Source organism: Psychromonas sp. (genome assembly GCF_047632995.1).
Taxonomy (GTDB): Bacteria; Pseudomonadota; Gammaproteobacteria; order Enterobacterales; family Psychromonadaceae; genus Psychromonas.
This window is the reverse complement of sequence record NZ_JBLIEK010000001.1, coordinates 91,034-104,552: the sequence shown is the minus strand read 5'-3', so window position 1 is coordinate 104,552 and position 13,519 is coordinate 91,034. Positions and strand designations below refer to the sequence as shown.

18 protein-coding genes are annotated in these 13,519 nt (G+C 40.5%); 10 read left to right on the top strand and 8 right to left on the bottom strand.

Annotated features, from left to right (window positions below):
- The first annotated feature begins 197 nt into the window (after window positions 1-197).
- The 3 genes from ACJAT7_RS00545 to ACJAT7_RS00535 all read left to right on the top strand — a co-directional run bounded on the left by ACJAT7_RS00545 (window position 198) and on the right by ACJAT7_RS00535 (window position 1,314).
- A complete protein-coding gene (locus tag ACJAT7_RS00545) occupies window positions 198-596 on the top strand; it encodes a phosphate-starvation-inducible protein PsiE (RefSeq protein ID WP_415224845.1) in 399 nt (132 codons plus the stop codon).
- Between the two features lie 57 nt (window positions 597-653).
- Entirely contained in the window at window positions 654-959 is a 306-nt protein-coding gene (locus tag ACJAT7_RS00540) for a hypothetical protein (RefSeq protein ID WP_415224844.1), read from the top strand.
- 133 nt (window positions 960-1,092) lie between these two features.
- Complete coding sequence (locus ACJAT7_RS00535; RefSeq protein WP_415224843.1) at window positions 1,093-1,314, top strand: hypothetical protein; 222 nt, start codon at window positions 1,093-1,095, stop codon at window positions 1,312-1,314.
- A 60-nt stretch (window positions 1,315-1,374) separates the two neighbouring features.
- Here the strand turns inward: ACJAT7_RS00535 and ACJAT7_RS00530 are convergent, their stop codons facing one another.
- Window positions 1,375-1,731, bottom strand: a complete 357-nt coding sequence (locus ACJAT7_RS00530; RefSeq protein WP_415224842.1) for a hypothetical protein — start codon at window positions 1,729-1,731, stop codon at window positions 1,375-1,377.
- 21 nt (window positions 1,732-1,752) lie between these two features.
- The gene (locus ACJAT7_RS00525; protein ID WP_415224841.1) at window positions 1,753-3,108 is read right to left on the bottom strand and encodes a hypothetical protein; all 1,356 of its coding nucleotides are present in this window, start codon (window positions 3,106-3,108) and stop codon (window positions 1,753-1,755) included.
- Between the two features lie 387 nt (window positions 3,109-3,495).
- On the opposite strand from ACJAT7_RS00525, the gene ACJAT7_RS00520 reads away from it, so the two are divergent.
- A complete protein-coding gene (locus ACJAT7_RS00520) occupies window positions 3,496-4,443 on the top strand; it encodes a LysR family transcriptional regulator (RefSeq protein WP_415224840.1) in 948 nt (315 codons plus the stop codon).
- Window positions 4,444-4,484: 41 nt separating this feature from the next.
- On the opposite strand, the gene ACJAT7_RS00515 is transcribed toward ACJAT7_RS00520, so the two are convergent.
- Window positions 4,485-4,787 carry a DUF1330 domain-containing protein gene (locus ACJAT7_RS00515; protein WP_415224839.1) on the bottom strand — a complete coding sequence of 101 codons (303 nt, stop codon included), beginning with the start codon at window positions 4,785-4,787 and terminating at the stop codon, window positions 4,485-4,487.
- Between the two features lie 55 nt (window positions 4,788-4,842).
- A complete protein-coding gene (locus ACJAT7_RS00510) occupies window positions 4,843-5,466 on the bottom strand; it encodes a putative quinol monooxygenase (protein WP_415224838.1) in 624 nt (207 codons plus the stop codon).
- 490 nt (window positions 5,467-5,956) lie between these two features.
- On the opposite strand from ACJAT7_RS00510, the gene ACJAT7_RS00505 reads away from it, so the two are divergent.
- On the top strand, window positions 5,957-6,616 hold the full coding sequence (locus ACJAT7_RS00505; RefSeq protein ID WP_415224837.1) for a nitroreductase family protein: 660 nt from the start codon (window positions 5,957-5,959) through the stop codon (window positions 6,614-6,616).
- Window positions 6,617-6,927: 311 nt separating this feature from the next.
- Here the strand turns inward: ACJAT7_RS00505 and ACJAT7_RS00500 are convergent, their stop codons facing one another.
- Window positions 6,928-7,539, bottom strand: a complete 612-nt coding sequence (locus ACJAT7_RS00500; RefSeq protein ID WP_415224836.1) for a LysE family translocator — start codon at window positions 7,537-7,539, stop codon at window positions 6,928-6,930.
- A gap of 2 nt (window positions 7,540-7,541) precedes the next feature.
- On the bottom strand, window positions 7,542-7,751 hold the full coding sequence (locus ACJAT7_RS00495) for a DUF1127 domain-containing protein (protein ID WP_415224835.1): 210 nt from the start codon (window positions 7,749-7,751) through the stop codon (window positions 7,542-7,544).
- A gap of 205 nt (window positions 7,752-7,956) precedes the next feature.
- On the opposite strand from ACJAT7_RS00495, the gene ACJAT7_RS00490 reads away from it, so the two are divergent.
- The 5 genes from ACJAT7_RS00490 (at window position 7,957) to ACJAT7_RS00470 (ending at window position 12,433) form a co-directional block, all read left to right on the top strand.
- A complete protein-coding gene (locus tag ACJAT7_RS00490; RefSeq protein ID WP_415224834.1) occupies window positions 7,957-9,381 on the top strand; it encodes a PLP-dependent aminotransferase family protein in 1,425 nt (474 codons plus the stop codon).
- A 104-nt stretch (window positions 9,382-9,485) separates the two neighbouring features.
- On the top strand, window positions 9,486-10,607 hold the full coding sequence (locus ACJAT7_RS00485; RefSeq protein WP_415224864.1) for an MFS transporter: 1,122 nt from the start codon (window positions 9,486-9,488) through the stop codon (window positions 10,605-10,607).
- 179 nt (window positions 10,608-10,786) lie between these two features.
- On the top strand, window positions 10,787-11,179 hold the full coding sequence (locus ACJAT7_RS00480; protein ID WP_415224833.1) for a DNA polymerase III subunit psi: 393 nt from the start codon (window positions 10,787-10,789) through the stop codon (window positions 11,177-11,179).
- Window positions 11,166-11,648, top strand: a complete 483-nt coding sequence (gene rimI, locus ACJAT7_RS00475; protein WP_415224832.1) for a ribosomal protein S18-alanine N-acetyltransferase — start codon at window positions 11,166-11,168, stop codon at window positions 11,646-11,648. The genes ACJAT7_RS00480 and rimI overlap by 14 nt, the downstream gene beginning before the upstream one ends.
- Window positions 11,649-11,689: 41 nt before the next feature.
- Window positions 11,690-12,433 (top strand): TrmH family RNA methyltransferase, encoded by a 744-nt coding sequence (locus ACJAT7_RS00470; RefSeq protein ID WP_415224831.1) that lies wholly within the window; start codon window positions 11,690-11,692, stop codon window positions 12,431-12,433.
- 157 nt (window positions 12,434-12,590) lie between these two features.
- On the opposite strand, the gene ACJAT7_RS00465 is transcribed toward ACJAT7_RS00470, so the two are convergent.
- Together ACJAT7_RS00465 and ACJAT7_RS00460 are read right to left on the bottom strand one after the other, a co-directional pair.
- Window positions 12,591-12,752 (bottom strand): hypothetical protein, encoded by a 162-nt coding sequence (locus ACJAT7_RS00465; RefSeq protein WP_415224830.1) that lies wholly within the window; start codon window positions 12,750-12,752, stop codon window positions 12,591-12,593.
- 254 nt (window positions 12,753-13,006) lie between these two features.
- Complete coding sequence (locus tag ACJAT7_RS00460) at window positions 13,007-13,510, bottom strand: SprT family zinc-dependent metalloprotease (RefSeq protein WP_415224829.1); 504 nt, start codon at window positions 13,508-13,510, stop codon at window positions 13,007-13,009.
- Window positions 13,511-13,519: the final 9 nt, after the last annotated feature.

The following is a 13,519-nucleotide window of genomic DNA, read 5'->3' as shown; positions in this document are numbered from 1 at the left end:
CTAAACAAATATATAGCGAAAGAGCTAAATAAACTTGGCTGGAAAGGAACCTCTGAAGGTAAAAAATATTGGCGTGTTATTAAACTAAAAATCTAGCCAATTTATTAAAGAAGATGGTCATAAATTGTAGAAGTTTCAGCTTTATAAGTTATTATCGGATGCTTAATAGGGCGTTGCATGAATTCAGGGAGAGGTAAATGAGCTATTTAAAAAAATCAGGATATAAATTTTTGGTGGTTGCTGAAGATATGGGCTTATTGGTTATTGCTATGGCAACTGCTATCGCAATGGGCTTTGAAATAGTCTCAATGTTTACGGCTATGAAAGTGACGCTGGCAGATCTTTTACTGCTTTTTATCTACCTTGAAGTATTAGCAATGGTTGGCATCTACCTGAAATCAGGGAAACTGCCCGTTCGTATGCCACTGTATATTGCGATAGTGGCAATCGCGCGTTATATCATTCTTGATATGAAGAACTTAGATACATTAAGAATGCTGGGACTTGCCGGTGCCGTGCTTATTCTTGCTATCTCTATTTTGGTCATTCGCTATGGTCATGCCAGGTTTCCCTACAATAATGAGGACGATACCTAATAAACACCTTGTTTTGGAGAACTCTCCAGAATAAGGGATTCGTTTGCTTGCGCTTAAGTGGCAATAATCAGAAAAACAGTTGCGAATCCAAGCAGTACAGAGGATCCGGGCTTTAATCTTGATTCCCCGGATGCACTTGCTAAAGCTGACATGCTAATGGTTTACAGCAGAAATCATAAAATTTTAGGTGAGGGTAACTTTGTACTTTCAATCGGCGAAGGTTTATTTATGAATAAACAGGTGGCATTTTACGATCTATTCCGTCTGCAAAACGGCAAGATTGTAGAGCACTGGGATACTGTTCAAAACATTCCCGCGGTTGCAGACTGGAAAAACAGCAACGGTAAGTTTGGCTTTGAATAACCGCTCAAAATAACGGTTGCTGACCTTTGGAGTATAGATTTTGTTCAATCTGAAAGTGTTCTGAGTAAGGATGAGGAGTGAAGCGTAGTTATTCTATGTAAACGACGCATAACGCAGTGCAGGATGCTTTTAGATGAATCCGAAGGGCCGTACCTATGTTTCAGTAGGCTTGTGGCTTTGGCATGAAATTTTACTTTCTAGAAATTCAAATTGTTACATAGTTTTTGCGGAATCGAGTTATATGAACTGGAATTCAACCAGTCTGATTGCTAACGTCGATCAGTTTATACTTCATCTACGCTGCGCTGCTTATTCCGAGAAAAAAGACTGGATCAATAAAAAACTGAACAACTAATTCTTTTTTAAAATCCGCATAGGAAGTAAGAGAAAACATAATCAGCAGTTCAATACAGATTTAAAAAATGGATATATCCGTATGCATCGCTTGGCTCCGGTGGCGTTCAATATGCAAATTTTTGGTGGTTAATCCCAACTCGTTCACGGCCATTTTAGAAGCTTGACGCAATAAAGTAACGGCACTCTCTTCGAACTCTGGCAATACCTGAAGGTGGATAGCGGCCACCGTTTCAATATTTATATCACCCACATATAAGTGCAGATATTCCTGCCCATCATCTGACCAGTAACCTCTTTGCTTTGATATTGTCGCACCACCGAAATGTTGCGATAGAATATGACCTATAAGATCAGCCGTTTGAACATAAGTATTATCGGTACAGGCCAAGTAGGCGGTAAAAGTAATACGTTCCATGTCATTCCCCTTATTGATTAGTTATTTCTTACCATAATAGACATAAAGGGTTGCCATGGTCACTAATGCACAAGCTGACCACAGACTGACATCTGGGGTTAACCATCGGAACAGATCGACTAAGCCCCAAATATTGTCATCTTTCAATTTATTTGCATTGCCACTCATGTTTAACGAAAAATCGATGACCGCCACTCCCCCAATAGATACCAAAATCATCTCAATGGTTCTATTTTGGGCAATTTTTCGCTCTTCGGTAATTCGCTGCAAACGAGAACGAATAAAATCAGCTCGTTGACTAGTCGTTGCTTCCAATGCGTTTATCTGCCAGCCGCTGATAAAGTGATCTACCAATGTTTTTCGATACCCTTGAGTGCTATGAATTGCTTCAGCAAAATCCAGTTTTAAAAAATTAAGCAACTCCAGACGTCGGCCGGTTTGCGTTAACAATCGATCTGTTTGCTTCGCTTTAAAGCCCTTTTTTTGCTCAAGTTTAATTAGATCTCTCAAGGTACTTTTAAAGACTCCGTCATAAATGGTCATAAAAGCGGAATAGATTTGAGAGATGGCGGTTGCTCGGAATATATCTTTCGCCATCGCATCCAGATCATCTGAAAATATCAAGTAATTACCTGACCCGATAAACATCTGAGATTCACCGACATTAAAAAAAGCTTTTCCGCTACAATTGGCCCATTTTATAAATTCAGCCTTATCATTGTCATCGAAGCTGGATTTATCTATTTGCAGACATCTTCCTGTCCAAAGTAAATGTTTCGGATTGTATTTTTTTGTGAAATTTAAATCACTGTAAATCGGATCTTTGCCGTGAACAACACCATTACAATTTATCAAGGGCTCGGATATAGGATGTGAAAAATCTGAAAAATTCGGATAGATAACGTGCTGATAGATGCGTTCGGCTATGCCAGAAAAAGCCTGATCTATTGTTTCTAACTCTAATCTTTGTAACACTGTTGAATCCATCGAATTTTCCGATAGAACAAAATCGACCTTTAGCAGCCCTAATGTATTATCGAAGCAATAGAGCTCCACACATTGAAGTTTAAGGCCTCGTGCCTGAGTAAATATCTGAATTTCTTCTAGCACAACATGATCATCATCAATATTAATGACTCGTTTTAAAATAGGCTGAAAAGTTTCTGGAATCGCATCACGATTCAGGTTTCCATAACCGTATTCCCAATTGATTGAATCAGGTTGTAACTGCAGCGATAATAGCGAGTCAAAAAGAGGCCCTTCTAAAGGCAACGACAGGTTAGACTCTCTTAAATCTTCAGATAAGCTTTCACTTTGCATATTAATAGGGGTGCGTACTGGGGTAGTTGTGCTGAAAATTATTGGAGATGCCGTCATATTATAATACAGTCCTTTAATACTCGATTATAGACTGAGTATAAATAATATTTGATAGGTAGTATAGGCACAAAGGTCATGATTTCCCTCGAGTTAACAAAGTTAAATCATCAGAAATAGATATACAAAAATTTAATAGTAAACAATGAGGCCATTGAATACATATGACAGTCCTTTTCTTGTGGACGGCCGTCGTCGATTCCGATAATTGCCTGCAGGATATTCTGAAAAAAGAAAAAGTTGTCGCTATTTTGTAGCTTGCTGTAAAATAAAAAATCAGATCTTAGTCTTTACTTATCTTTGCAGTTTACCTCTGTTGAGCATCAGATTTTCCGGCTCAAACCCAACTTATGAGTATCAATAATCTAAACGTTATCAGGAACAAAAATGTCTCTTACCAATCAATTATCGTTATTTCTGGATGTTGTTCAGCAGGGTTCATTTACTAAGGCTGCAGCACTGCATGATATGGATAACTCTTCTCTTTCGAAACAGATCAAAAAGTTAGAGTCTAGTCTGGGCGTACAGCTGCTTAACCGGTCAACGCGTTCTTTCTCCCTGACCTCAGCCGGCGAGAATATCCTCGAGCAAACCCATGTACTGATTGATACACTTGAGCAAATTAAGAGTATTGCAGATTCTTATCAGTCCGAAGCAAAGGGGATGTTACGCATTACCTCATCGATTTTCTTTGGCCAGCAGTATCTGCAGCCGGTCATTTCGCGTTTTATGAAAAAGTATCCAAATGTCAAAATCACCCACTCTTTAGACGATAAAAAGACAGATATAATATCTGATCACTTTGATCTGGCATTTCGAATTGGCAAATTATCGGAATCCAATCTGATAGCCAAAAAAATAGCCAATACCCGCTTTGCGCTTGTTGCCTCAAAGGAATTTATTAAGCAGCATGGAAGACCTGCCACACCACAGGAGCTGATCACTTTACCGGCGGTTATTTACAGCAATGGAGATGTTAGCCTGGATCAATTCAGGTTAAGTGAGGTACCCCATGGGCAGCAGCTTAAAAATTATAAAATGAAGGGGAACTATAAGGTAAGTGATGTCAGATCTCTTATCGATGCAGTCAAAGATGGACTAGGTTATACCCTGATTGATCTCTTTAATCTCGAACGCCCGATTGATCAACTGCAACTTGAGCCACTGCTGACCGATTATGTTTTATCGACAATGGATACCGGTATCTATGCGGTATATCCTCATCGAAAAAAAACCTTATTAGTCAGTGAATTTATTAAGACGGTACAGGAATATATTGGCACACCTCCCTTTTGGGAAAAATATATTCCAGATTATAAAAATTTATATAAATAAAACCGGACCGGCTGAGAGCTGCTCCGGTTTTATGCCTATGGTCATACAAATTTATCGACAATATAAGCAGTGACATTCGTTGTTGCACTTAAGCGAATTGCTTTCGCCGCAGCATATTCAGGATCATCATGCCATGCCAGCGCCGCATCGCGACTTGGGAATTGAATAATCACTCTCATCGCTGCGTCATCACCGCTCAAAAGAAGGGTGTTTTGAGTTGCAACGATAATTTCGCCGCCGTGTTTAAGAACCGTACCCGCGGTTATATGATTAGAGCCGGGATTGTATTTTGCGTATTGCTCAGGATCAGCAATATCATAGCTAACAATAAAATAAACTGTCATTTTTTACTTCCTTATTATGTCCAGAAAACTGCTTGAAGATGCACTTTTAAGCTATCTAAATTTCAGTTACAAAGTTCATGTACTGCTGCATATCACCAGCTACGGATTCTTCTATCAGCGCACCCGTTACTTTTGCATAGGGCTGATTAAAGTGGATATCCCATAGATCAGATTCTTTTCTCCAGTGTTCATAAACCGCCAGCGTATTGTCATCTCCTTCTACCGTGTACAGATCAAACAGCAGGTTGCCCTCTTCTTCTTGACGGGTACAACTAACATGATCTTCAAACTGTTTTAATAAGCGCGCGCGCTTACCCTCTTTTATTTTGAAAATAAAAAATATGTTAAATAATTCGTCCCCGGGGTTTGCCGTTTTTAAAGCAATAGGTGCGGGATTAGTCTCACCGAGATTAAATACCTCGACTGGTTTTGCCAGTGCCGCGTCGAGTAATTCACCAAACTTAACCGTATAGGGTTGTGTGATATGAAAATCAACTGCTTCCTGGTCTTTAAAACGCTCATAAATAAAAAACAGATGACTGTTCTGATTATCAACATAGATCCGCATTTCAACAAAATTAATCTCTTTTTGGCTGTTTTTTTTATGTTCAACCAGTGTCTTTTTAAAGGTATTAAGGTGTTCCGGTTTTACATTAAATTTTACGATTTTATTGATCATGGTTATTTCCTTTATATCATCATATAAAATATCTACATGAATTTTGAATTCTAGACTCATTGGATGCGGCTTTTGATCCGATCACATTGATGTCGATATAATGAAGGTTTTGTCAGCGCGGAGAAATAGCGGATCTTTCCAATTATAATGGTGTTAAAACTCCACAATGGTTGATCTATCCTATTAAACTAATTAAGCAGCTGTACTGCTGTTGCGCACTGAAAATGGATGAGCCGCGCTGTTTTATCGGAAATATATGCATTTTTCTTTCAGTAATCTATCAAAGTGAGGGGCATTAACGTTCTTTTTGTCCATAATGTTTGGGGGTTTTGGCCATCGAGTTTTTCTAATGGCTGTGGAATAATCAGCTCATCCTATTAGCCAGACATATTTTATAGAGAATACCAAAAGAACTAAAATTGTGTGGTTAAACAAACAGTCAATAACATTAATTCAAGTTGTTTGAATTAATAAACAGATGGAAAATCAGATGTCTCATCCAATCATTAAAGACCTTAATAATCGTTACACAGTAAAGCAGTACGATTCAGCTAAACGCATCTCAGCAGAAGAGATGCAAGTGATTAAAGAAGCAATTCGTCTGTCGGCTTCTTCGATCAACTCACAACCTTGGAAATTCATTGTCATTGAGAGCGATCAGGCAAAACAACGTTTCCATGATACTTTTGAGAACAACTTTCAGTTCAACCAGCATCATGCTAAAGAAGCATCACATATAGTGCTGTTTGCCAGCAACCCTCGCTTCACCAAAGAGCAGTATAAAAAAGTGGTGGATGTTGAAGTATCATCGGGTCACCTGCCGGCGGAGATGTACGATAAGATGTTAGATGGTGGTTATACTTTTGCTGAAGCGAATACAGATGAAACTGGCTTCAACGGTCACTGGACAAAAGCACAAACCTATATTGCACTGGGCAATACGCTGCATGTACTTGCTCGTTTAGGAATAGGCTCGACGCCTATGGAAGGCGTTGATGGTGAAATGATTGGTAAGCTCTTCAAAGAGGAGCTCAACGGTTACGTCTGTCAATTTGCTTTGGCTATGGGTTACCATTCAGAGACTGAAGATTATAACTATGGTTTGCCAAAAGCGCGATTAGCAGCGAACGATGTGGTCACCACGCTTTAAGATATCCTTAATTTTAATCATAAAAGCTTTTATCTTGATGCAAAAAAAGCACTGAACATGAAAATGTTCAGTGCTTTTTTGTAGGTTATACCAAAAGAAATAATGAAGTGGGCAATGGTTGCGAAGGTGAAATCAAACCCACCCACGCGAGTAAAATGATGCAGTTAGCACTTGATGGCGCTTATTCTTGCTATCTCTATCCTTGCAATTCGCTATGGTCATGCCAGGTTCCCCTACCATAATGAGGAGGATAGCTAATAAATCCCTTGTTTTGGAGAACTCTCCAGAACAAGGGATTCGTTTGCTTGCGCTTAAGTGGCAATAATCAGAAAAACAGTTGCTGCTGTTAACACTCCCATTAGGTAATTAAACCATTTTTTTCTACTTTGACTGGTTAAATATCGGCCTATTGCCACACCTAATACGGCCCAGATACTAATGCCAATAAAGCCCATTACGGCAAAGCAACTGATGATCCACAATCCCGATGTCAGATATTGCTCTCCTGCGATAGTAAAGGTAGTGACACTGCCGATGCCCATTGCCCATGCTTTGGGATTGATAAACTGAAACGTCACGGCAGATATTATATTCATAGGTTGTGCACGATTAGCCGTTGTATTAATCATATTGGTATCTGTCGGCGCTGTGGCAATTTTCCATGCTAGCCACAATAGGTAGATACAGCCTACCACCTGCAGAATCTGGTAGAAGGCCGGATAAAGCTGAAAAACAGCAGCGAATCCAAGCAGCACAGTGGTTAATAACAGAGCGACGCCAATAATAATACCTGCAATATGTGGCAAGGTGCGTTTATAGCCAAACTGTGCGCCGGAACTTAATAGCATAATATTGTTTGGGCCAGGGGTCACTGACATCACGAAGGCAAATAGAGTTAATGCAAATAACAGGCTGTTTTCCATATTTATCTCCTACCGTTTTGTAAATTAAAAATAATGGTCAGTATTTCTTGGCAAAAATAGGGCATTGCACTTTTCTTTATCTCACCTTGTATCTGTTCGCGTGATATCGCTACATCGTCCAGGAGATAGTCCGGCAGGTTTATTAATTGCCGACGAGTATCATGCTTGATCATTAGCTGTGAAATACTTTTATATAAACGTATGGATTTCATCGCGCCACCTCCGTTGTATGTTGTATTGAATAGCTATCTTAAGCAGTTTAAAAAATAGATACAGATTCAATAAAAATAAAAATATACAGTACAGATGTGCGTGGTAATTGGCTGTATTGTAGTTTTTACCTGCATCTGTATGGGGGATTGTCGTTTGTAATGGTTTATATTGGTTACAGATGGAAAATATAGGACGGGTATAAATATGAAACTCTATGAACAACTCGCTGATAATTTACGCGAACATATTGAACAAGGGCTCTTTCAAGTTGGCGAACGATTACCCTCTGTGCGGCAGTTGTCCACAGAGCATGGGGTGAGCATCTCTACGGTACAGGAGGCGTATCGGCAGTTGGAGATGGAAAGTCTTGTTGAAGCGCGGCCTAAATCGGGATATTTTGTCGCGGGTAAAACGCCCGCTTATAATCTTCCGGAAACGTCGCGGCCGCCACAGCGTCCATTAGAGATTTCACAATGGGAGGAGGTACTGCAGCTGCTGCTCAGCAAAAACAGTGAAGGCACAGTAGAGTTGCAGCATGCAATGCCAAATATGACCGCCCCTTCTCTTAAACCTTTACTTAAAAAATTATCTGATTTAACGCGTTATAGCGGACAGATGAGCTTGCCCTATGGGGATCTCCGCGGTTCATTGGAGTTGCGCGAACAGCTGGTGCAGTTGGCTGCCGCCTCGGGCTGCTTGCTGCATCCTGATGATATTGTTATCACCTCCGGCTGCCAGGAAGCGCTCTCTGTCTGTTTGCGTGCGGTAACGGAGCCCGGTGATATTGTGGCGATAGAATCCCCCAGTTTTTACGGTTCGATGCAGGCGATTAAGGCTTCTAATTTAAAAGCGCTGGAAATACCGACTCATCCTGAAACGGGGCTTAGTTTAGAAGCGTTAGAGTTGGCCTTAGATCAGTGGCCTATTAAAGCTATTTTGCTGACGCCAACCTGTAATAACCCGATGGGTTATATTATGTCTGAAGCTAATAAAAAACGCCTTTACCAGCTTGCGCAAAGTTATAATATCACCATTATTGAAGACGATATTTATGGTGATTTGTCATTTCAATATCCCAGACCACGGACTATCAAATCGTTTGATGAAGATGGGCGTGTGCTGCTCTGCTCCTCTTTTTCTAAAAGTATCGCACCGGGTATGCGTGTGGGTTGGATTGCGCCGGGGCGTTACCGCGATAAGGTCACCCACATTAAATATATCAGCAGCTCTATGTGCCCAACCCTGCCACAAATAGCGGTGGCTGATTTTATAAGATCAGGCGCCTATGCGCGTCATCTGCGCCGTTTACGTTTGCTCTATAAACAGGGCCGAGATCTATTGCTCATCGCATTGAATAAATATTTGCCGGCACAAACCTGTTGCAGTTTCCCTAAAGGTGGATACATTATGTGGGTTGAACTGCCGAAAACGGTGGATGTTGTTAAATTAGCGGTTGAATGCAGAGAAGGCGGTGTCAATATTGCCCCCGGGACCTTGTTCTCTGCCACCGGAAAATTCCGTAATTGTATGCGTATTAATTTTAGTGAGCAGGACGCTGAAGCGCGTGAAGATGGGATCCGTAAATTAGCCTATTTTATTAACCGGCAAATGGATGGTCAGCAATCATAGAAACAACCCGCAGAGAAAATAATGGCTGCTGACAGCCGTTTAATATATTAAAGAAAGGATACACAGTGAAGCGTTACCATACCCCCGAAGTTCTGCTGCTATTAATGGCATTTATAATGTCGCTTACCTTTGCGGTGTGGAATGTTTTACTGAATAATTTTGTGATTGAATCCGCGCAGTTTAGCGGGCGAGAAATTGGTATTTTACAAAGCCTTCGGGAAGTACCGGGATTTTTAGCCTTTACTGCTATCTATCTACTGCTCTTTATCAGGGAGCAGAAATTCGCTTATCTGTTTTTAGGTGTGATGTCGCTAGGTATTATAGCAACAGGCAATTTCCCCACTGAGTACGGGCTTTACCTGACCACGGTTATTATGTCGATTGGATTTCATTATTTTGAAACTGTGAATCAGTCCTTAACCTTGCAATGGGTAGCGAAAGATAAGGCGGCCCATTTTATGGGCAGGGCTTTGTCGGTTAAAGCTGGCGGCAGTTTGCTCGCTTATAGCTTAGTGTGGTTATTAATGGAGTGGTTTGGGGTTAGCTATAACTTTGTCTATATGCTGTTCGGCTTGATTGGTGTTATTGCGGTTGTTTTTATGTGGCTCTCTTTTCCTCTATTTGCCCAACCCCATATTCAACATAAAAAATTAATATTGCGAAAGGAGTATTGGATCTACTATGCGCTGACATTTTTAAGTGGCGCAAGAAGACAGATATTTATTGTCTTCGCGGGTTTTATGATGGTAGAAAAATTCTCCTATACGGTCAGTGAAATTAGTCTGCTGTTTATACTTAATTATCTCTTCAATATTATGTTTGCTGCGAAAATTGGCGCTTGGATTGGTAAAGTAGGGGAGCGTAAAGCATTAAGCGTGGAATATATCGGTTTGATTATTGTTTTTTCGGGCTATGCTATGGTTGAAAATGGCCACGCGGCAGCCGCTCTATATGTGATTGATCACCTGTTTTTTGCCATGGCCATTGCCAGTAAATCTTATCTGCAAAAAATAGCCGATCCGAAGGATCTTTCCGCAACGGCAGGCGTTAGTTTTACCATTAATCATATCGCGGCAGTGATTATTCCCGTCGTTCTTGGGATGCTCTGGTTAAAATCACCAGATCTGGTCTTTTATATCGGTGTTGTCTTTGCAGTGTGCTCATTAATTATTTCTCAACTTATTCCCAGATCTCCCACACAACTGGTTTTTAGTGAAGCGAGTTAATTCACTGAGTTGCGATTTATTATACGCTGGTATTTATTACAAGAGTGGCAATGCGTACGCAGAGAAGCTTCGATTCATTGCCATTCAATGGTATATTTATACCAAGCTACTTCAAAATGCTGATTCCTGCATTTTGAAGTGGTTTGGGTATACGTTATTAACTTTTTACTGGACTTGCTATGAAACATCAACAGGCTGTTTATCTACAAGAGATGGGGATCACCCGTTGGCAGGTCCGCAAGCCCAATTTATTTAGCCCGTCAGATGATACAGAGCAAGCTGATTTAAGCCGCTATTCATTATTAGTATTATGCTCGGAAGATGACTTTTCGCATCCGTTAATGGCGAAGATATTGAACGCATTTAATTTTTCAGCTGATGCTGTTTATCACTGTTCAATGGCCCAGTTTGAAGATCAGCAGGGGTCGTTACCTGAATATATTTGGTCGACTTTTGGGCCGATTAATCAACCGTTTGGCCATAAGTTATTAACCTCTCCCCCGATATCTCAGCTTGAAAATAACCCTAAAGAGAAAAAAGCATTATGGAAGCAGTTTTGTGCCTTTAACTAACCCTCAAGTACTAACTAACCAAGCATTGCAAATTTTACCTATGGGGTTTGCAGATATTGACCGCGTCTATCAAATTGAAACGCAGTGTCATAGCCATCCGTGGTCCAAAAAACTTTTTTTAAGTAACTTTGGCACGCGTTATTTCAATCATCTGTTATTAGAAGAGGGGGATGTCGTTGGCTATTTTGTAGCAAGCTCTGTTGCCGGGGAAGTCACCTTGATGAATATTGCGATTGCACCTGCACAGCAAGGCGCTGGATATGGGCGAATCTTATTACAATTTCTAATCGATTATGCCAAGCAAAAAGATCAACAAGAGATTTGGTTAGAGGTGCGCTCGTCAAATGTTGCAGCATTAGCACTTTACAATAAACTCGGTTTTGCCGAGCTTGATAGGCGCAAAGATTACTACCCGAGTGAAAAGGGGCGTGAAGATGCGATTATTATGTGCTGTTATCTAGAGCCCTAGCCGCAAGTAGTTTAAATATATATTAATATTGGAATGCAACGATGATCTCGAAAAACCAGCTAAAACTTATCCACGCCCTTGAGCAGAAAAAACAGCGTAAAAAACACGGTCTTTTTTTAGTGCAGGGGGAGAAGAATGTGGCGGAGTTGTTTAATTCCAATTTTACCATTAAAGAGATCTTTGCCACGTCTGCCTATATCGATAAAAATAGCGCGCTATTGTCTGCAAAAGGGCTGCTTAGCATTACTGTTGAGGCATCTGAAGAAGAGCTTAAAAAAGCCGGTACCTTGGTGTCTAATAACAGCGTCCTTGCCATTGTCCAGTGTAAAGCGGCTACGCTTCCTGTTATTGGCGCTAAGCAATTAATATTAGTATTAGATCAGGTCGGCGATCCCGGAAACTTAGGCACCATTATTCGTGTGGCGGACTGGTATGGTATTAAACAGATTATCTGCAGCCCCGATTGCGCCGATTTTTATAACCCGAAAGTGATTGCTGCGACTATGGGCTCATTTGCGCGCGTGCAGATTAGCCATACAGAGTTGCCTGAATATTTGCGTCAGCAAACCGCTGCAATTTACGGTGCATTTTTAGAGGGAGAAAATATTCATAAAGCAATATTAAGCCAGAGCGCATTTATTGTGATGGGTAGTGAGTCGCACGGTATTTCCAGTGAGGTGGCTGAATTTATAACAGATAAAATTACTATACCTAACTTTGGGCAAGCTGAATCATTAAATGTTGCCATGGCAACGGGTATTATTTTGGATAACTTTAACAGGTAGGTGGAATCGTCTGGTGCCCATTATCAGAGGAGAATATACGCTTTTCCTGTTTTGTTGTGGCGGCGTATGGGCAGCTGATAAGTGCGGTAGAAACATAAATATCTAAACTGTTTGCCGATAATGTCACTAATATTTAATCGTGGGCCACGAATAGATATTAATGCGCTTGTTCTTGATGGCTCTCTTTATTGTTATCTAGCCATTCTTCCAATCCATCAATTGTTCCAAAAAAGAGACACCGCTTATCCATGTCCATAATATTCCAAGTTTCATTGGCTGTATCGTACATGGGAAAAACTTTAGTTTTACTGCTGAGCATTATAAAATCCTGTTATTTAAGATTAATCAGGCGTTCATCTATTACGTGAGGAAGCGCTTACTTGCTATTATATATTAATGCCAGCTTATTCAGCACAAAATAAAAGCTATAAATTTGTCATTAAAATGTTCTGAATGCTGTTTTTTTATAAATATTGGTCAATATATGATATAGCTTTGAAGTTGATCTTTATCTCTTTTACAAGTAGCTACGAGCTCGTTGAGTAGATTTGGAAATGTGTTCGCGAAAAGCTCCTAAGGCCCATTATCTAGATGGGAATTTGGCTTTAAGACGCCTTTGCAGCGGGTGCACAAATATTTAGCCCCTTTTAATACCTTGTTGTGGCGACGTATAGTCAGCTGATGCGTGCGGCATAAACATAAATAGCTAAACTGTTTGCCGATAACCTTGCTAATATCTAATGAGTGGGTTGTGGTTGCGGGGCAGTTGAATACATTGCACATCACATCTTGCCATTCTCTGCCGTGCGGGCGAACCTTTCCATATAGCTGATAAACGATTAAATGCGCAACTTCATGTGCAACCACCTGATTGATAAACTCATCTTGGTTGTGCTTAAAGAGGGTGGCATTAAACTTGATGATATTGCGTTGCAGATGCGCCGAGCCAGCGCTTTTGCCGCGTTGATTAAACAGGTAGTCGGGTCGTTTGAAAGGGCGATCAAAAAAGCACTCGGCGAGAATGAAACAATCTTCACCTTTAACTTGGAGTGCTTTTTTATCTTGGCTATTCAGCATTGTCTGTTT